19 protein-coding genes and 1 tRNA gene are annotated in these 17637 nt (G+C 36.9%); 14 read left to right on the top strand and 6 right to left on the bottom strand.

The genetic code is table 11. The features are described 5' to 3' along the window. The first annotated feature begins 609 nt into the window (after window positions 1-609). The 6 genes from LEUM_RS10095 (at window position 610) to LEUM_RS10070 (ending at window position 6646) form a co-directional block, all read left to right on the top strand. A complete protein-coding gene (locus tag LEUM_RS10095) occupies window positions 610-1233 on the top strand; it encodes a carbonic anhydrase family protein (RefSeq protein WP_010280634.1) in 624 nt (207 codons plus the stop codon). Window positions 1234-1361: 128 nt separating this feature from the next. Next, window positions 1362-2303: an AEC family transporter gene (locus tag LEUM_RS10090; protein WP_041775256.1), complete on the top strand. Its 942-nt coding sequence runs from the start codon at window positions 1362-1364 to the stop codon at window positions 2301-2303. A gap of 177 nt (window positions 2304-2480) precedes the next feature. After that, window positions 2481-4331 (top strand): FAD/NAD(P)-binding protein, encoded by a 1851-nt coding sequence (locus tag LEUM_RS10085; RefSeq protein WP_011680573.1) that lies wholly within the window; start codon window positions 2481-2483, stop codon window positions 4329-4331. A 107-nt stretch (window positions 4332-4438) separates the two neighbouring features. Beyond that, on the top strand, window positions 4439-5248 hold the full coding sequence (locus LEUM_RS10080; protein WP_011680572.1) for an HAD-IIB family hydrolase: 810 nt from the start codon (window positions 4439-4441) through the stop codon (window positions 5246-5248). Window positions 5249-5302: 54 nt separating this feature from the next. After that, window positions 5303-6166, top strand: a complete 864-nt coding sequence (locus LEUM_RS10075; RefSeq protein ID WP_011680571.1) for an NAD(P)-dependent oxidoreductase — start codon at window positions 5303-5305, stop codon at window positions 6164-6166. 210 nt (window positions 6167-6376) lie between these two features. After that, the gene (locus LEUM_RS10070; protein WP_010279386.1) at window positions 6377-6646 is read left to right on the top strand and encodes a hypothetical protein; all 270 of its coding nucleotides are present in this window, start codon (window positions 6377-6379) and stop codon (window positions 6644-6646) included. Between the two features lie 175 nt (window positions 6647-6821). On the opposite strand, the gene LEUM_RS10065 is transcribed toward LEUM_RS10070, so the two are convergent. Continuing rightward, a complete protein-coding gene (locus LEUM_RS10065; protein ID WP_011680570.1) occupies window positions 6822-8177 on the bottom strand; it encodes an FAD-dependent oxidoreductase in 1356 nt (451 codons plus the stop codon). Window positions 8178-8256: 79 nt separating this feature from the next. Continuing rightward, window positions 8257-8931 carry a Crp/Fnr family transcriptional regulator gene (locus LEUM_RS10060; protein WP_011680569.1) on the bottom strand — a complete coding sequence of 225 codons (675 nt, stop codon included), beginning with the start codon at window positions 8929-8931 and terminating at the stop codon, window positions 8257-8259. Between the two features lie 278 nt (window positions 8932-9209). On the opposite strand from LEUM_RS10060, the gene rpmH reads away from it, so the two are divergent. From rpmH to LEUM_RS10025, 7 genes are all read left to right on the top strand, one after another. Further along, on the top strand, window positions 9210-9344 hold the full coding sequence (gene rpmH / locus LEUM_RS10055) for a 50S ribosomal protein L34 (RefSeq protein ID WP_002816117.1): 135 nt from the start codon (window positions 9210-9212) through the stop codon (window positions 9342-9344). 138 nt (window positions 9345-9482) lie between these two features. Next, a complete protein-coding gene (gene rnpA, locus LEUM_RS10050; RefSeq protein ID WP_010280488.1) occupies window positions 9483-9833 on the top strand; it encodes a ribonuclease P protein component in 351 nt (116 codons plus the stop codon). Next, a complete protein-coding gene (locus tag LEUM_RS10045) occupies window positions 9830-10666 on the top strand; it encodes a YidC/Oxa1 family membrane protein insertase (RefSeq protein WP_010280494.1) in 837 nt (278 codons plus the stop codon). Before rnpA ends, LEUM_RS10045 begins: the two co-directional genes overlap by 4 nt. Window positions 10667-10783: 117 nt before the next feature. Further along, window positions 10784-11389, top strand: coding sequence for a signal peptidase I (gene lepB, locus LEUM_RS10040; RefSeq protein WP_011680568.1), 606 nt, complete (start codon window positions 10784-10786; stop codon window positions 11387-11389). Beyond that, window positions 11358-11822: a GNAT family N-acetyltransferase gene (locus LEUM_RS10035; RefSeq protein WP_011680567.1), complete on the top strand. Its 465-nt coding sequence runs from the start codon at window positions 11358-11360 to the stop codon at window positions 11820-11822. The genes lepB and LEUM_RS10035 overlap by 32 nt, the downstream gene beginning before the upstream one ends. Beyond that, window positions 11819-12742 carry a magnesium transporter CorA family protein gene (locus LEUM_RS10030; protein WP_011680566.1) on the top strand — a complete coding sequence of 308 codons (924 nt, stop codon included), beginning with the start codon at window positions 11819-11821 and terminating at the stop codon, window positions 12740-12742. The genes LEUM_RS10035 and LEUM_RS10030 overlap by 4 nt, the downstream gene beginning before the upstream one ends. Before the next feature lie 119 nt (window positions 12743-12861). Continuing rightward, the gene (locus LEUM_RS10025) at window positions 12862-13431 is read left to right on the top strand and encodes a xanthine phosphoribosyltransferase (protein WP_010293912.1); all 570 of its coding nucleotides are present in this window, start codon (window positions 12862-12864) and stop codon (window positions 13429-13431) included. On the opposite strand, the gene LEUM_RS10020 is transcribed toward LEUM_RS10025, so the two are convergent. Then, a complete protein-coding gene (locus LEUM_RS10020; protein WP_011680565.1) occupies window positions 13426-14253 on the bottom strand; it encodes a LysR family transcriptional regulator in 828 nt (275 codons plus the stop codon). The two genes, LEUM_RS10025 and LEUM_RS10020, sit on opposite strands and share 6 nt — an antisense overlap. 139 nt (window positions 14254-14392) lie before the next feature. Here LEUM_RS10020 and LEUM_RS10015 point away from each other — a divergent pair, with 139 nt between their 5' ends. Continuing rightward, entirely contained in the window at window positions 14393-15385 is a 993-nt protein-coding gene (locus LEUM_RS10015) for a YeiH family protein (RefSeq protein ID WP_011680564.1), read from the top strand. Window positions 15386-15397: 12 nt separating this feature from the next. Here LEUM_RS10015 and LEUM_RS10010 read toward each other — a convergent pair. The 3 genes from LEUM_RS10010 to LEUM_RS10000 form a co-directional block, all read right to left on the bottom strand. After that, window positions 15398-15468, bottom strand: a tRNA-Ile gene (locus LEUM_RS10010). Window positions 15469-15504: 36 nt separating this feature from the next. Then, window positions 15505-16293: a 2-keto-4-pentenoate hydratase gene (locus LEUM_RS10005; protein ID WP_010280823.1), complete on the bottom strand. Its 789-nt coding sequence runs from the start codon at window positions 16291-16293 to the stop codon at window positions 15505-15507. A gap of 459 nt (window positions 16294-16752) precedes the next feature. Continuing rightward, window positions 16753-17520, bottom strand: coding sequence for a helix-turn-helix domain-containing protein (locus LEUM_RS10000; RefSeq protein ID WP_011680563.1), 768 nt, complete (start codon window positions 17518-17520; stop codon window positions 16753-16755). Between the last annotated feature and the right edge of the window lie 117 nt (window positions 17521-17637).

The following is a 17637-nucleotide window of genomic DNA, read 5'->3' as shown; positions in this document are numbered from 1 at the left end:
AAGATAATTATAACAATAAGAAAAATAGTTTTCCACAGGCAAACGACAACTTTAGAGAATATCAACAGTTGTGGACAATGAAAAAGAGGGGTTGTTGATATTAAGACGAACAAATGTGTGGGTTATCCACAAATGAACATTGTTATACACAAGCAAAAGGGCGAAAGGACAATAATTGAGGCTGTTTATAAACATTATCCACAGGGGTGAGTTCACAACTTGTGGATATGTGGATAACTTGTGAAAGAGCATGTTAGTAAAAAGCTAAAAAACACCGTGAGTAAACAGGTAGAGGATAAGTTTTTATAACATTGTGAATGTTAAAGAATTTATTAAGGAGCTATTTTATTTTCTGTTTTTCCTCTAAAAAGTTGATAAATATTTTTGAAAAAACCTTAATTATCATAGCTTTTGAGCCGTTTTTGTTAGGATGGTCAACCAAAATGCATTAATAATTATTTTCACAAAATAAAACGTGTTAGAATAAATGAACCAATTGATGCTGGGGAGCAAAAATTGATGGTGCATTGTGAGCATATTGTGGGAACTTTCTTTGTTGTTGCTTTACTATATATAAATACGATAGTAAGAAATTTAAGAGGTACCCGGATGAAACACTTAGATTATAGAGAACAAGAGGATTGGCGAAAGGCCGATGACACGATTTATCAATCACCAATTGATATTCCGTTGACAAGCATTCAACAACAAGAAAACAGTCAGTTGATTATTCATTTTGAGGATCGAGTCCAGTCTGACGATCGAATTATAGGAGAACAGTTTTTAGTTCAAGGTAATTTGCGTGTTGATGGGACGGTATGGGCATTAGAAAGATTTCATTTTCACGATGGGGCAGAACATCTTGTAGACGGTAAGAGGTATGATGCTGAGATTCACTTTGTTTTCCAACGTGACAATCAAACGTTAGTGTTAGCAGTCTTTGGAGAAACAGCAGATACTGATAACGGTATCGAAGTACGAAACATTTATGACGAACATGTTAATGCAGATGGATTAATGAAGTTAATTCCTGACAATCGTAGTTATTATCGATACACAGGATCGCTGACAACACCGCCATTAGGGCAAAATATTAACTGGCTCATTTTGACGTCAGCAATACAAATATCAAAGCAAGATAAAGCATTTTTACATGCTGATTATCCAAATAATTATCGTGAAGTACAAGACTTAAATGGGCGAGAAATCGACTTTTTTCCTGAAAAAAAATAATTTAACATGTTAGTATGCTCATCATCGATTTTATGCATATTTTTATATAGATGGTGCAAACAAAACTAGTAAATGATATGATGTTATGTGAATAATTTTAAAATTTCTCACATAAATGGGGCAGTGTTTTGAGCGTATTTTTACAAAGTATACAGGGCGTCTTGGTGATCCTAGTAATGGTTGCCATTGGTTATGGATTGGCAAGTGCAAAGTGGTTCACGGATAAAAGTGGCCAGATTATTGCACGTATTGTGACGCAGGTTGCGTTGCCGATGTACATGGTGAATACGATAACGCATGATTTCACTAAAGGCGAACTGATACGTTTATTACCTGAAATTAAATTTCCAATTGTCTCGATGCTAGTTTTATTTGCAATTTCGGTTGGATTTGCACGAGCTTTAGGTATTCGAAAAAATCGCCGTGGCCTTTTTCAATCAATGTTTTTCAATTCAAATACTGTATTTGTCGGCTTACCAATAAATATGGCTTTGTTTGGTGTTAAAAGTCTACCGTATGTGTTAGTTTATTATATGGTGAACACGACTTTTTTTTGGACATTAGGCACTTATCTCATTCAGCGTGATGGAGAAGGCGCGTGGAAATTTGATATCAGGGCAACGCTATCAAAGGTTTTTTCACCACCATTGCTTGGCTTTATCTTAGGGATCATCTTTGTTTGGACAGATGTTAAACTGCCAACATTTGTGGTTTCTGATTTACAATACATAGGTAACTTAACTGTGCCACTATCAATGTTCTTTATTGGTATTGCTGTGCAGCGCGCAGGCTTGAGAAATATGGAGTTCAATAAATATAGCTTAGGCATATTATTTGGTCGTTTTATTTTGGCCCCAATTGTCATGTTTTTCCTCCTATGGAAGGCTGATGTGCCACATCTAATGAAACAAGTATTTATCTTGCAGTCAGCAATGCCAGTTATGACAAATGCGCCAGTAGTGGCTAGTTTGTATGGTGCGGATGCTGATTATGCAGCAATCATGGTAACTGAATCAACAATTCTTAGTTTGGTAGTGGTTCCGATTCTTATGACATTGATAAATAACTAGTTGCAAATGAATGAATATACTAATAACGTCAGCCTAATGGCTGTCGTTTTTGTGTTTTAAGGTACCTATGATATTTATTGATCATTTTGAAAATATTTTTATAAACAACTATAATAATGGGAAACTAATAATAATATAAAAGCGTTAATAAATTAGACGTTCTGGAGAAGATAAATAATGCAAGTAGCAATCATTGGTGCCGGTCCGCGTGGTTTAGCGGTAGCTGAGCGACTGATTAATTTAGCGGATGACGATGTTCAACTCGATGTTAAAATATTTGATCCACACGTCATTGGTGGACGAGTCTGGGACCCATCCATTCCACAAAATAAATTGTTTCTAATGAATACAGTGATTGATCAAATTACGTTATTTACTGATGATTCAATTGAACATGGTGGTAAACCACTACATGGACCAACTTTGTTTCAGTGGTTAAAGTCAGACGCGCGCACTTTTTTGGAGAAGCATTCAGAGTTTGATGATTCCTATACAGCCGAAATACAACATTTAACATCACCTAGTGATTTTGCTACGAGAGGCATGATGGGCATTTACGCGGCTTGGTATTTTGAATGGTTGAAAAAGAGAGTCCGTAGCAATCAAACATTAACCTTTACGCAGCAAAGCGTAGAAAACCTTACCCAAATTGGTACAAATTACCAAGTAGTTTTGACAGATGGGACCCAAATTTTAGCCAATCAAGTCGTGATGGCCTTAGGACATTCAAATAATGATTTAACGGCTGAGGAAGCTAAGTTTAAGTCATTTGCAGACGAAAATAGTCTAAAGTATTTACCGCCTACGCATCCATCTGAGGCCAATCTTTCCGTATTTCCGCAAGAAGATAAAGTCATCATTCGTGGCCTCGGGCTAAGCTTTTTCGATTATATGGCAGGATTGTCAATTGGAAAAGGGGGGTACTTTGAACGCGAAACAGATGGTGATTTGACCTATCATTCATCTGGACGAGAACCGCATATTATTGCCGGGTCTCGTAGTGGCGTGCCATTGCATGCGCGTGGTATCAATGAAAAAGAGACAAGTGAAGTTTATGAGCCAATATTTTTCACACTACCAGCCTTAGAAGCTTTGCGCGCAGCTGGACATGGACAAATCAAGTACGATGATTTTGAAAAGTTGCTTGTTAAGGAGTTGACCTATAAACACTTACTGAATAGAATCGACAGTCCAACTAGCAATTTGACATACGATCAGGCGCAGGATTTGAAGCAGGCGTTACTAACGAGTGCTGATTTAAATGCAACAGCAGAATCAGTTGGTTTGATTGATGAGCCACCTTTTGATATCGAGGCTATACGTCAACCGGCAAAGTATTTACCTAAGAGTGCTGATTATACGGAGTGGTTATTAGACTACTTAGAAAAAGACATTCAAGATGCTCGCTTAGGCAATAAAATAGCGCCTTTTGCAGGTGCTTTCGATATTTTACGTGATTTACGCGATCGGGTTCGTTTTGTAGTTGAGCATGATTATTTCTCTGCAGATGAATATGAAATATTTTTGAGTAAATTCAGACCGTTAGACGCTATGGTATCTGTTGGACCACCCTTGGAACGTGTCGAGCAGTTACGTGCCTTGATTAAAGCTGGAATTGTGGAAGTCATGGCTGCCAACATACAGGTCACCACTGAATCAGGTAACTTTGTTGCTCGTGATGCTCGGGGAAACGAAGTGCAAGGTAATGCATTAGTTGAAGCGCGTGTTGGCATGACAAACATTGACCTATCAACAAACCCATTGATTGCTAGTCTGCGAGAGAAGGGCATTTTGGCAGCTGCTATTTGGACACGTAACGATGGATCAACCTATAAATTGGGTTCAGCTGATGCGGATCGTCGTACCTTTGAGGTTGTTAATTCCAAAGGGGAGCGCATGCATAACTTATATATTTATGGTATCCCTCTTGAAGGCAAAAAATGGTTCGGGACAGTTATTCCACGCCCTGGTGTTAATACGGTTGTTTTGCGCGAAGGGGCATGGATTGCACAACAGATTTTGGCATAATCTTGATTGTTTCACGTGAAACAAAAAGACAGATTTGCTATACCCAGTTTATCAAGGTAGAATGAATAGCATATAGACTAGTAGACAGGTAAAGGAACTTTCCAACATTGACCATTCAGCTGATAGCAACGGATTTAGACGGTACGTTTTTGACGGACGATAAGAAGTTTGATCAAGCATTGTTTCGTAATGTATTGCGTGAATTAAATAAGAAGCATATTCAATTTACGATAGCCACAGGTGTTCATCAAGAACGCATTAATATCTTATTTAAAGATTTTCTTAATGAGCCCTTGAATTTTGTCACCAATAACGGGGCTCGTGTGGTGAAAAGCGATGGCACCGTGTTGTTCTCGAAAGTTCTCCCCCCGGTAACTTTGCGTAAAATTCAACAATTCTTGAATAACTATAGTATGCGTCCAGACCGTGGCTTGGTTTTTTCAACAGATGAGACCGCTTATTTGCCTTTGGATTTGGATATGGCAAGTAACAAGCGTTATTTTAAATACTTTAAGTACGTTAAAAGTTTCGGTGACGTGCGTGAAATTAACGAACCAATCTACAAAGTCACTATGAGTTGGACAAACTTTGACGAAAAAAGGTTTTACGATGATGCCCTTGCATTCTTTGGTGATGATGTGCATATTACGGAAACAGGTACTGGGGCTATTGATATTGTTCCTGCCTATGTCAATAAGGCCGAAGGATTAAAAATGTTAGCTGAAAGTTATGCGCTTGACTTGTCTCATGCTGTTGCTTTTGGTGATGGTGGTAATGATTTGGAAATGTTAAACGCAGTTGGGCTGCCATATAAAATGCCGGATGCTGACATTATTGGTCAATTTAATGTTGCATTGTCGGATAATAATCATAGTGGTGTTTTAAAAACTATTCAACAACTGATTACTACAAAATAGCTATTTAAAAGCATTGCACATGGTGTGGTGCTTTTAAATTAAGGAGGATGAAGTATGAATATCGGATTTATTGGTACTGGCGTAATGGGCACAGGAATAATTAATAATTTATTGCAAGCGGGCTATGAGGTATCCGTTTTCAATCGTACCCATAGCAAAGCAAATACAGTGCTCAACAATGGCGCTATCTGGCGAGATACACCGGCCAAAGTTGCACAGTACTCGGATATTACTTTTACGATGGTTGGTTATCCAAAAGATGTTGAAGAAGTGTGGACGAGTGAAGATGGTGTTTTTGCTGGTGCTAAAGAAGGTTCAATTTTGGTTGATATGACAACTTCAACACCACGTTTGGCTGAACAATTGGCTCAAACTGGTGCTGATTTAGGATTCAAAGTGTTGGATGCGCCAGTTTCAGGTGGTGACATTGGTGCTAAGAATGGGACATTAGCGATTATGGTTGGTGGCGAACAACAAGTTCTTGATGAGATTAAACCTGTATTAAGCGTTATTGGACAGCAAATTGTTTTTGCTGGTTCAGCGGGCAAGGGACAACACATGAAGATGAGCAACAATATTGGTGTTGCAGCAACCGTTATTACAATGGCAGAATCCTTAGTTTATGCAAAAGCAGCTGGCCTTGATTTAGAGAGTGCCTACAATGTTTGGCGTAAAGGCGCTGCAGGATCATGGTCGGTCGATAATTATATACCACGTATTTTCCAAGGTGATTATGCGCCTGGGTTTTATGTCAAGCACTTACTAAAAGACTTACGAATAGCGTTAGACGCTGCTAAGGAAATGGATATAGATTTGCCCAATACCAAACTTGCCGAGCAACTCTTTGAGCGATTGAGTCAAGAACATGGGGATGAAGGTGTACAAGCGATTGTAAAATTGTGGGCTTCATTTGAATAGTCTTTTTGTGGCATAGACTGTATAAAGTAAACAAAAATAGTTCAGTGAAATTGACCCGAATCATTTTCACTGGGCTATTTTTATTTGTTAAATGGCTTATATTAGTTAATTTAGCAAAAAATTGACGGACGCTTACCACATATGTTTAAATAATATGCATACTTTTAAACTTGATAACAATTAACGAACGTAAAAATTAAAAGGAAAACCATGTTCAAAACGGATAAACAAAAATATTTATTGAAATTTTTAGAAAAACACCCCAATTTAAATCGTGATGAAGAAAAATTAATCTCTGATACAACTAAAAAGTTGAATAATCCAAAAGTATCAGAATACAGAGAATTAACAAGTATGACTAATGAACTTCGAAAACTATCTCTCAACCATAATTTGTCAAAAGATGGCAGAATATTGATGACAAAATTACATCGTGATGAATGGCTATTTGGGCTCCTTTACAATCTAGGGCTCCTTTGAAATTAAAAAGAACCTTGGTCAAAGATTGACAGTGATGGAATTCTACTGTTTCTATGGTTTCAATCTTAGGTGACAAAGACTAATAATTTAAATATAAAAATCACGATACAAGAATAAAACACGACTCGTCATAGAAAGTCGTGTTTTATTTGTATACATTAATTCAATAAATTCATCAATAAGCTAATGTCAAAGCCTGTTTCTCAGCGACAGCGGCAAGAGCAACCTCAGGAATGTAGTTAATTGGTTGACTAAAGTTGGGTTGGAAGAAAAAGTCAGACATTGCTAATTCATCAATTGTCATTTGTTTTTGAATGGCTATGGAAACGAGATTGGCAGATTGCGACACATCATGTTGAGACATAAACGAACCGCCAACAATTCGGCCAGTATCTTTTTCCCAAGTTAATGAACTAAGAACAGAAGTTGTACTTAGCATAAAGTCGGGACGATAATCACTTTCGATAACTGTTTCAATGACATCAAGACCTTTTTCTTTAGCAGTCGCACTATTCAATCCGGTAGCAACCATGGCCTGTTCATATAGTTCGACTGCGGAAGTAGCTTGTGTTCCGAGGTAACGAGTTGTTGGTTCAACAATGTTTTTACCGACTAGTATACCTTGGCGGATAGCGTTTGTAGCCAAGGGGATGTAATCAATGGCTTGGGTTGGATTGAAAAAGACAGTACTGGCATCTCCAGCGGCATAGACGTTGTCTTCACTAGTTTGCATATAATCGTTAACAATTATCGCACCATTTGGAAGTGTCTCAAGTTGACCACTGAATAAATCGGTGTTTGGTAAGAATCCAATGCCTAGTATTGCAATATCAGCTTCGTATGAGCCATTTGGTGTGGTTATTTTGATACCGTTAGGCGTGTTTTCGAATTTAGATACAAACTGGTTGAGAACCACATCAACATTGTTTTTTTCGTACTCTTTTTGAATACGCTCGGTGAAAGCCGGACCAAAGTTTTTTGCCAACACACGGTCAGCACCATCAATTAACGTCACTTGTTTTCCAGTAACAGAAAGTTGTTCAGCTAACTCAGCCCCAATGTAACCAGCGCCAATGACAGCTACACGCTTGAGATCTTTGGCAACGCTTTTGATACGAGTAGCGTCATCCCAAGATTTACAGAAATACACACGATTACTGTCAATCCCAGGAATATTTGGAATAACGGGCTTTGAACCAGTTGTGATAACTATTTTGTCAAATTGTTGTGTTGTAACCTCTTCTGTATCTAAATTAGTTACTGTTAATGTTTTAGATTTTAGGTCAGCCTGATTAACTTGGTGCGCCATCAACATGGTAATACCTTGGTTGCGCATTGATTCAGGAGTTTCGTAGAACATTTTTTCAGGATCAGAAACATGATCACCAATCCACAAAGCTATGCCGCACGACAAAAATGAAACAGTAGTATTTTTTTCAAATACAGTTACTTCTGCCTCGGGATGCTCCGATTTGATTTGTTTGGCTGCATATACGCCAGCATGTGTAGCACCAATTATACCTATTTTCATGATGTATGTCCTCCGATTAGTAATTGTAATCTGTACATCAATTATAAGCTCAAACAATCACATAAGTAATTGACCTAAGTCAAGGATTATCTATTTTTGTGATATTTAACACGATTTTACCTTTGGAGCTATTACTGATAATTCTTTTTTCTTCAAGTTTTGTAAAGTTTCGACTCAGGGTAGCAGGAATAGTGCCGAGATATGCTGCTAGTTCTTTTTTTGACATAGGTAGTTCAAAACTTAAACTATCTGTTTCCTCGGCAGTATCCTTTAAAAACTTCAATAATCTATCTTCCACAGATCCAGTTAAAAGATTAGCTTGTTGTGTCTGTAATTTCTGCATCTTTTCAGCAATAGATATGGCTAATGATAGACCAATGGTTGGTTGTCGTTTTGTTAAGGTCATAAAATCGCTTCTGCGAATTTCACAAATGCGAGATTTTATCACAGCGACACACGTTACTGCGTGGCGTGAACCTATAATTAAAGATTCTTCTCCATCAATGTCACCTTCATTTAAGAAATAAAGCGTTTGTTCTTTTCCATTGCTGGAGGTTTGGCTGATCTTTAGTTTGCCTTGATGTACTAATAGTAGTCGATCAGAATCATCCCCTACATCAAAAATGGTTTCCCCAGGCGCGTATTCAATGTAATTGATTTGTTTGCTAATCATATTTAGTTCATCTTGGGGAAGCTGACTAAATAGAACAGTTTCTGAAATACAATTGTGGTTAGGATGTGTTAATTTACGCATAAGAAGAGTCCTTAGAGTATCTTGATAATATTTGAGCAAATAGGATTAAAAAATTTTAAAATAATATATAAGTATATTTCTAAAATTTATTGTAACAAAAGTTTGATTGTCAATGCTGAGATGAGGATTATATTGCTATTAACATAGCAAAGAGCGTATAATAGTTAAGTATTTGAAAAAAAATCTAGTACGCTTGTGCTGGGGTTGATTTCATGATATGATTAAACTCGAATTGCAAAGTTTTTGCAGGTAAAAATCGTGAATGGAGGTGAACACACATGAAGCGTACATACCAACCAAAAAAGCGTCATCGTGAACGCGTACACGGATTCCGTAAGCGTATGAGCACGAGCAACGGTCGTAAAGTTTTGGCTCGCCGTCGTGCAAAGGGCCGCAAGGTTCTATCTGCCTAACAAGGTCGCTGCTATGCAGTGGCTTTTTTATTTAGTACATGAAGAAATAAATAATATATTATTTATCGTGAAGATGAACATTTTAGTAACCATTTAGGCATGTTGATACGGCTACGTACATAAATAGGGAGTAATTTCATGAGAAAAACATTCCGCATAAAAAAACCAGAAGAATTTCAACATGTTTTTAATAAACACCGTTCTGTAGCTAATAAGTATTTTATTGTTTATCAAATGGATAAACCAGAGCAAAAACATTTTCGTGTTGGGCTTTCGGTTAGTAAAAAAGTAGGTAAAGCACATGAGCGGGTTTGGGTTAAACGTCGTATCCGTCAAAGCTTGTTAGAATTGAAACCTGAATTACCTCAAGAGTTGGATTTATTAGTCATTGCACGCCCTGCTGCAGCACATAGAAGTCAAAAATTTTTGAAAAATCAAATGATTCATGTGTTAAAGTTGGCTAAGATATTGAAAGAAGAGAACGAATGAAGCGATTTGAGAATATTTTGAAGAGAATTGGACCGTTACCTTTGATTATGGCAGGAGTAGCTTTGGTCTTAATCATTGTGTCCGGATTGTCGTATGATGGACATGTGACATCACATAGTTTCTGGAGTGCGATTGTCGCGGTGTTTACAAGAGCTATTTTGGGTGCTTCAAGTTGGTTTGGCAATAACTATGGTATGGGTATTATCCTGTTTACTATTTTTATTCGCTTCTTGATCTTGCCACTAATGGTATACCAAGTGCAATCAATGATGAAAATGCAAGTGGTTCAGCCGGCTTTAAAAGAACTACAAGCAAAGTATCCAGGTAAGGATACTGAAAGTCGTCAGTTAATGATGGCAGAGCAACAAGCACTTTATAAGGATGCTGGCGTAAATCCATTTGCTTCAATGTTACCTTTAATTGTGCAAATGCCTATTTTAATTGCACTGTATCAGTCAATTTGGAATTCACCTGTTCTAAGATCGGGAAAGTTTCTGTGGCTACAATTGGGAAGTAATGATCCGTACTTTATTTTACCGGTGTTGGCCGCATTGTTCACGTTTGCATCATCATGGCTTTCAATGCAATCTAACCCCGATCAAAATGGTATGACTAAGGCTATGCCATACATTTTCCCTGTGATCATCTTTTTCTCTGCTCTAGCCGTTCCGAGTGCTTTGTCACTGTACTGGGTTGTGGGAAATGCTTTCCAAACTGTACAGACATTTTTCTTGCAAAATCCTTTCAAAATACGACGTGAACGTGAAGCAGCAGCGCAACTTGAAAAAGAAAAACAACGTAAAATCAGAAAAGCAAAACGCCGTAAGCGGTAAAAAATGATATTATTAGCTGGAAACAATGTTGTTATAACACTGTTTCCAGCTTTTTTTGTATAAATATTTTTTAAAAACTGATATAATATTATTTAATGTTAGAGGGGCAGATAGGATATGAACTTTATAAAAAACTGGGTAATACCCATTGTCATTGGTCTTTTCATTGCTTTGATTATCCGCACATTTCTGTTTACTTTGGTGACAGTTGACGGACCGTCAATGAATCCCAATTTAGACAATGGCGAATTAGTTGTTGAGAGCAAAATATCTACTGTGAAACGTGGGGATGTCATAGTTTTTGACGCAACCAATGAGGATCCACAAATTAAATCTGGGCACAAGGATTACGTGAAACGCGTAATTGCTGTTGGCGGTGATATAGTATCACATAAAGGTGCGAATCTATATGTTAATGGTAAAAAAGTTAATCAGGATTACATTGGATTAGAGCAACAATCAGGGGGCACTTGGGGTGATTGGACGTTAAAAACGCTATCATCTCGAGATTTTTGGCAAAAGAAAGATCGTAACAAAACAGTTGTACCAAAGAATTCATACTTTGTACTAGGCGACCACCGATCGGTTTCAAATGACAGTCGTATGTTTGGTTACGTTGAAAAGAAGCATGTACTTGGTAAAATCTATGTGCCATTCTGGAACTCAGATAATCAATCAAAAGAGAATGTTAATGACCAGTCAAAAAAATTTTTTGCAAACTAAATCAACGAAAAATCTAGTACTACGCGCAATGCAACCTGACGATTCAGAGGCACTTGCGCGTATTTATTTAGGTGCTCGACAACATAATTTTTCTTGGGTTAAACATCCTAAATTAGAGGATTTTGCTAGAGTTTCTCATGGTGAGGTGGTCGAGGTCGCTATTATTAATCAAGAAATTGTAGGATTTGCATCCTTATCAGAGCGTGACAGTTTTTTACATCTGCTATTTATTAAAGAAGGCTGGAATGGTTGTGGCATTGGTGCAAAATTACTTGATTGGGCACGCAATCAAGCAACGCAAGCGTTAGAATTAAAAGTGGTTACAGCTAATGTTGCTGCGCAACGTTTTTACGAACGAGAAGGGTTTTTAGCTGCTGGAAAATCAGTGTTTGCAAAGCCACAAAATCTGACTTATAGGGATGGCAGAAAATGATTGAGATAGTTAAGAACGTAAAAAACTTTACATGGTATCACGTTTCAAATTTGACAGTTGAAGAACATGAAAGCTTAGTCAAAGAGCACCACTTAACCAATGAAATGATAGGATATGCTGTTGATCATAATGAGAGTGTGCGCATGGAATATGATCGGCATGCGGACGAAACTTTGATGGTTATTGACGTGATTGTACATCAAGACAACAATGTAGAGACGAGGCCAATTGGTATTTTATTTGCTCATAATGATGTCTATACATTTACGCATGAGCCTACAGATTACATCAAACCGATTATATTAGATCCGCAAAATCAACAAATACGAGCGCAAGAGGACGAAATTAGTGCATTTGATTTTATCATGACAGGATTATATTCTTTAATGATAAAGTATGTTGACGAAATAACAGAAATTAATAAAAAACGGCGTGTCATTCAGGCACAATTTGGTCAACAAAAACAAACGACACACCAAATGAATGAGTTATTATATTTAAAAACACAAATGATTTATATTCAAAATTCACTGGCCAATAATCATGTGATGCTAGATAGCTTTCGAACAGATTTTAAAACATTATTGAAAGAGTTTGAACTAGAACATATTGATGATGTAAGAGTTGAAGTTGAACAAGCTAAGCGAATGGCTAACTTGGCACTAGAAGTGATTAATTCAGTTAGTGACGCGATGGGCAATCTCAGTAATCGTGATTTGAATTGGACGATGAAGGTATTAACTGTTTACTCAATTGTTTTGACAGTCCCAACTATTGTAAGTGGGTTTTATGGTGAAAATGTGAAGTGGTTGCCGTTTGCTGATGCACAAAGTGGTTGGTGGGTAACGATTGTTATTACCCTTATATTAATGGCGTTGGTTAGCATTTTGATGATGATTTCTGGTTTTTTTCGAAAATAGTGATTATTTCAAATTTTGTATTGATTACGATAGTTTGTCGCCATTTTTTTCTAAAAACGTCTCAAATTAAAAAGGTAGTGGTTGTCAATAGTGGCAGTAAATGAAAAAGGAAATGAATGATGAAAATATTAGAGCAAAGAATTAAAAAAGATGGTCGTGTTTTGGGTAAAGATGTGTTAAAAGTGGACTCTTTTTTAAATCATCAAGTTGACCCAGAACTTATGCAAGCCATGGGTGAAGAATTTGCAACAATATTTTCTGATGAGAAAATTGATAAGATCGTAACGGTTGAATCATCTGGAATAGCTCCGGCAGTTTTTGCAGGTTTGGCACTTCATGTGCCAGTTGTATTCGCACGAAAAAATAAATCTTTAACATTGCCAGAGAATGTTTGGACTGCAGATGTGTATTCATTTACAAAGCAAACGACGAATCATATTATGATTGATCATCGCTTCCTAAGTGCCGCTGAAAATATCTTAATAATCGATGATTTCTTAGCTAATGGACAGGCTGTCGAGGGGCTGCTTAAGATCGCCAACGATGCAAATGCTAATGTTGTTGGGGTTGGGGTTGTCATAGAAAAGACTTTTCAAAAAGGCCGTCAAATTCTAGATGAGCGCGGGGTACGTGTTGAAAGTTTGGCAAGAATTAAAGGTTTTGAAAACGATGAAGTTATTTTCTTATAAATTTTTGGCAATCTGAATAAAGCGTGCGATCTCATTTTTGATAGCACTCTGATTACTATGTTCATGGTGAATAATATAAAATTGACGGTTAAACGCGTCATCCAGTTTCTTATAAGGAACAGATTCTGGTAAAGCTTGAATACTAACAATAGATTTACCAACATTTTGTGCCAGCATTTTTACAATAATATCATTATTTGCAATAGTTAAGAAATGATCTGGTACAATGTTATGCTGTTTAAAGTATTGTTGTGTGTAATGATACACCCCAGAACCTTTTTCCCGAACCAACCAAACAGTGCTGTCCAGATTACCAGCCAAAACAAGTTGATCACCGGCTATCGCATCACGAGTAATAAAATCATGTGTGATCGGTTTTTCAATTATGCCAAAATCAAATTGATGATTTAAAACACCAGCCAGGATTTCTTCAGAATTATGCATTTCAATTTTGAAATCAATGGTGTTAAATTCATCTTTTTTTATTTGTGCAAAAATCTTGGGCAGTAGAACGGTTGCTGAGGTCTGCGATGCACCTATTCTCACTGTAGTACGTGGCCGTTCTTCAGCTAAATCTAAGCTGTCTGTTGCATTTTGCCAGTCATCCAGTAGATGTAGAGCATGTTGGTAAAATTTTCTGGCATTTGTAGTAGGTACTAATTCAGTACGCCCGTTTCGTTCAAATAACGTAGTGTTTAATTGCAACTCTAACTGTTTAATATGCACACTGACTGTAGGTTGAGAAATAAATAATTGTTCAGCCGCCTTTGAAAAAGAACGTGTTTCATAAACTGCGATAAAGGATTGGATTCGTTTAAACATATGACTTCCTATTAAAATACTTAATTGAATATATTATAAATATTTATTTTACAAATAGCAAAGGTGGGGGTAACATAATAACTATCGAAATTAGAATTTAGCAGCCCATTGGTGCTGTTAAACGTGTGGGAGAATTGACATGAAAATTAAAAAGACTATGATTTCTGGTATTATCATTACTTTAATATTGTCTGCAGTTGCTAAAGTATTAGCTACGTGGCTGCCGTTTTTAGGCGCGGAAGCAATCGCAATGTTATTAGGTATTTTATTAGGTAATACTGTTTTGAATCAGCCATCTTTCGCACCGGGGATGAAATGGGCAGAAAAATTTCCCATCGAAATTGGTATTGCGTTGATGGGGCTTACCGTTACACTCCGGACCATTGAAAATCTTGGTATTAATGGCTTGGCATTCATTTTGATACAGATGACATTAACTATTTTGGTTGTTCTTTGGATGGGTGGTCGTGTTTTCAAAGTTTCTGACAAATCCTCCATGTTAATGGGCGCAGGTAATGCTGTTTGTGGATCAAGTGCTATTGCATCAGTAGCACCAGCGATAGGGGCCACTGATGATCAACGACGAACAAGTGTTGCGACTGTTAGTTTGACTGGTGTTGTGTTGTTACTGATATTGCCGATTCTTGGGCCACACGTGTTAGGAGACCATAACTTACTGTTGGGTGCACTAGTTGGTGGTGTGGTTCAGTCAGTTGGGCAAGTCGTTGGAACAGCATCATTGATTAATCCTACTGTTGTCACGTATGCGACCCTGTTTAAAATGCTACGTGTCATCATGTTGACAGTTGTTGTGTTAGTTTTTGCTAAAATGGCACAAAAAAAAGACGATTCAGCAACAAATATTAATAGTAAAGGTGTCAAAATTCCTTGGTTCATCATGGCATTCGTAGTTTTACTATTAGTTAATAGTTTTATTCCATTACCCAACTTAATAACAAGTGGAGCCAAACAGATTTCTGGTTTTTTCGGCGTCGTGAACTTAGCGGGAATCGGATTGAATCTTAAGCTGGACACAATCAGAAAGTCTGGGGGAAAGTTTCTTAGCTTTGGCCTTGTGACTGGAGCAGTACAGGTCATACTTGCTATTATTTTAATAAAAATTCTATTTTAAATTTAGTATATATCGGCCTGAAAGGTAATGATCCTCTATCTCTGCGTTATCAGCGCAACGCTCTGCCATTGAGCTACAAGCCTATTATAAAAGTGTTCCACGTGGAACACTTTTTATTATTATTTCACATGAACCGAAACAGAACCAAAGCCTTCAGTAAATTGCGCTTTCCAAGTGCCGGCTGTAAGTGACAAGGGGAGTAGAAATGTTCCTGTCGAAGCATGCGTTCCTGCTGGAAAATCTTTGCCTTGTGAAAATAGTTTTTCAACAAGCCATTTTAGTGATGTAACTGGGTTGCCAAGGACTTCACTGCCAACGCCATTGGCAACTTCTTGATCATTGTGCGACAGAACAGCTGAAACACGAGCTAAAGTAGCTAAATCTAAGTCAGCGCCATCACGTTGATTACCATAAACGACGGCACCCCCTACGGCCGCATCGCACAAAACGAGATACTTGTCGAGCTTTGGGAACCAATTTTTGAAACGGGCATCTGGTAATTCTAAAGTTGGTGCAACAGTTGTATTTTGGAGTAGTTCTACTTCGCTCATTGATGGGGTTAGGTCCTTCTTTGCAGTAAACATTAATTCCACCTCAACTAGCGGTTCATTGTATGCTGTTAAATCTAAATTGAAACCAGATTGGACAAATCGATTAGCTAATTGGGCACCATATAGTGGTGAATCAGAGTTAAATAAATCTTGTGTTTCCTGAGACGTTAAGGAAACCTTGTAACCAGCAACTGGATCATTCTTTTGAGTAAGAACGGCATCTTGGACTTTATAGGCATTTTCGAAATTATCAACGACGCCGACATATTCGTCTCGGTCAAGTGGCGTGTTGGTATCAAATGCTTGGAAGAGTTTAGTAGTTAATTCTTGTACGGTGTGTGTTGTTGATGTTGTCATGATATTTTCCTCTTTTATTGTTATTTCAAACAAAAAATCCCATTTAATAACTATTACAGTTATTAAATGGGATTTTAAACTCCTTTATAACCGTAACGACCAGATATTACGAGTCGTTACGTTAAATAACAACCCAACTATTAAATAATAATAATTGCGTTGATAATTGTATTGTTTACTTGTGAGTTCATTTGCTTGTTCATGTTTCTAAGTATAAAACAAACAACATAAAAAAGCAACACTATTCTTAGTTTTATAATTTAAGTGCCATTATTAATGATGAAAGCAGGTATAATACATGGTGCTTGTATTTTTATTCATAGATAGCGAGATAGCTCAGTTTATATAAAAGTTAACAAAATCACAATATGAAATTAATCAAAACCAATAATTATACTGTGTGCATAATTATTGAATAAAAACACCGTATTAGTAAAATACGGTGTTTTTATTTAAAAATTATAACGTGGCTATGTCAGTGATAGACATCTTGGTTAATTGTAAGAAATGAACTCGAAAAGTTTCTGGTGTTTCGGGGATAGGTTGAGTTAGCCAAGTTGAAATAATTGAGAGTGTCATTTTCACGCTGAGTTCAATAGCAAATGATCGACTAACTGGGGCGTTTTCAACACAATAATTATTAAAAAACGGAGTCACCCATTTAATGTATCTCTGCTCTAAAAAATGCAGCCATTCGCCATTTGCATAATTTTTCGAATAGAGTATTTTTAGAACGTGACAATGCTGATATAAAATAGGCAATATAGCATCAGCAAGTATGATAAAAGGGTCAGTTGCTGTTGTATGTTCCAGCGCAATCGATATTTCCTGTTCGATTTTCATCGCAATAAAAGTTAATATATCCAAAGGTGTTGAAAAAAGCGATGAGACATAATGTGGACTTAGGCCGGACTCAAGAATAATATCTTGCATAGTGACGTTTCGCATATCAGAGCGAGATAATAAGCATAAGAATGCATGGGCTAATTTTTCTTTATCCAGATCACGTTTACTTTTCTTTGGCACCTTATCGACGGGTAGTAATTTTGAAAGTGGTATATTAAATGATTGGGATATTTTTTTCAACATCACAAGTGTGGGCCGGGTTCTCGCACGTTCCCAACTTGAAACAGTTTGGTGAGATACAGACAAAAAAGCAGCAAACTCTGTTTGCGTGAGTTTGTTGTCATCTCTAATTTTTTTAATTATTTTATTAATTTCATACATGAAAATACCACTACTTTTTTATAAATTAATAATAAAGTCCGAAAAACATGGGTAAAAAATGACATTTATTTGTCGTTTGTTTAATTAAAACAATTATTATCAGATTTTACAACAAAA

The sequence above is a fragment of the Leuconostoc mesenteroides subsp. mesenteroides ATCC 8293 genome (assembly GCF_000014445.1).
Lineage (GTDB): Bacteria > Bacillota > Bacilli > Lactobacillales > Lactobacillaceae > Leuconostoc > Leuconostoc mesenteroides.
This window is presented reverse-complemented; position numbering and strand designations above follow the sequence as displayed.

What these genes read in the sequence shown, in the direction of transcription:
- LEUM_RS10005 (WP_010280823.1), bottom strand. Translation starts at nt 16,293, where the DNA reads ATGACAACATCAACAACACACACCGTACAAGAATTAACTACTAAACTC.
- LEUM_RS10045 (WP_010280494.1), top strand. Translation starts at nt 9,830, where the DNA reads ATGAAGCGATTTGAGAATATTTTGAAGAGAATTGGACCGTTACCTTTG.
- LEUM_RS10025 (WP_010293912.1), top strand. Translation starts at nt 12,862, where the DNA reads ATGAAAATATTAGAGCAAAGAATTAAAAAAGATGGTCGTGTTTTGGGT.
- LEUM_RS10000 (WP_011680563.1), bottom strand. Translation starts at nt 17,520, where the DNA reads ATGTATGAAATTAATAAAATAATTAAAAAAATTAGAGATGACAACAAA.
- LEUM_RS10035 (WP_011680567.1), top strand. Translation starts at nt 11,358, where the DNA reads ATGACCAGTCAAAAAAATTTTTTGCAAACTAAATCAACGAAAAATCTA.
- rnpA (WP_010280488.1), top strand. Translation starts at nt 9,483, where the DNA reads ATGAGAAAAACATTCCGCATAAAAAAACCAGAAGAATTTCAACATGTT.
- LEUM_RS10020 (WP_011680565.1), bottom strand. Translation starts at nt 14,253, where the DNA reads ATGTTTAAACGAATCCAATCCTTTATCGCAGTTTATGAAACACGTTCT.
- LEUM_RS10060 (WP_011680569.1), bottom strand. Translation starts at nt 8,931, where the DNA reads ATGCGTAAATTAACACATCCTAACCACAATTGTATTTCAGAAACTGTT.
- LEUM_RS10030 (WP_011680566.1), top strand. Translation starts at nt 11,819, where the DNA reads ATGATTGAGATAGTTAAGAACGTAAAAAACTTTACATGGTATCACGTT.
- LEUM_RS10095 (WP_010280634.1), top strand. Translation starts at nt 610, where the DNA reads ATGAAACACTTAGATTATAGAGAACAAGAGGATTGGCGAAAGGCCGAT.
- rpmH (WP_002816117.1), top strand. Translation starts at nt 9,210, where the DNA reads ATGAAGCGTACATACCAACCAAAAAAGCGTCATCGTGAACGCGTACAC.
- LEUM_RS10085 (WP_011680573.1), top strand. Translation starts at nt 2,481, where the DNA reads ATGCAAGTAGCAATCATTGGTGCCGGTCCGCGTGGTTTAGCGGTAGCT.
- lepB (WP_011680568.1), top strand. Translation starts at nt 10,784, where the DNA reads ATGAACTTTATAAAAAACTGGGTAATACCCATTGTCATTGGTCTTTTC.
- LEUM_RS10070 (WP_010279386.1), top strand. Translation starts at nt 6,377, where the DNA reads ATGTTCAAAACGGATAAACAAAAATATTTATTGAAATTTTTAGAAAAA.
- LEUM_RS10075 (WP_011680571.1), top strand. Translation starts at nt 5,303, where the DNA reads ATGAATATCGGATTTATTGGTACTGGCGTAATGGGCACAGGAATAATT.
- LEUM_RS10065 (WP_011680570.1), bottom strand. Translation starts at nt 8,177, where the DNA reads ATGAAAATAGGTATAATTGGTGCTACACATGCTGGCGTATATGCAGCC.
- LEUM_RS10015 (WP_011680564.1), top strand. Translation starts at nt 14,393, where the DNA reads ATGAAAATTAAAAAGACTATGATTTCTGGTATTATCATTACTTTAATA.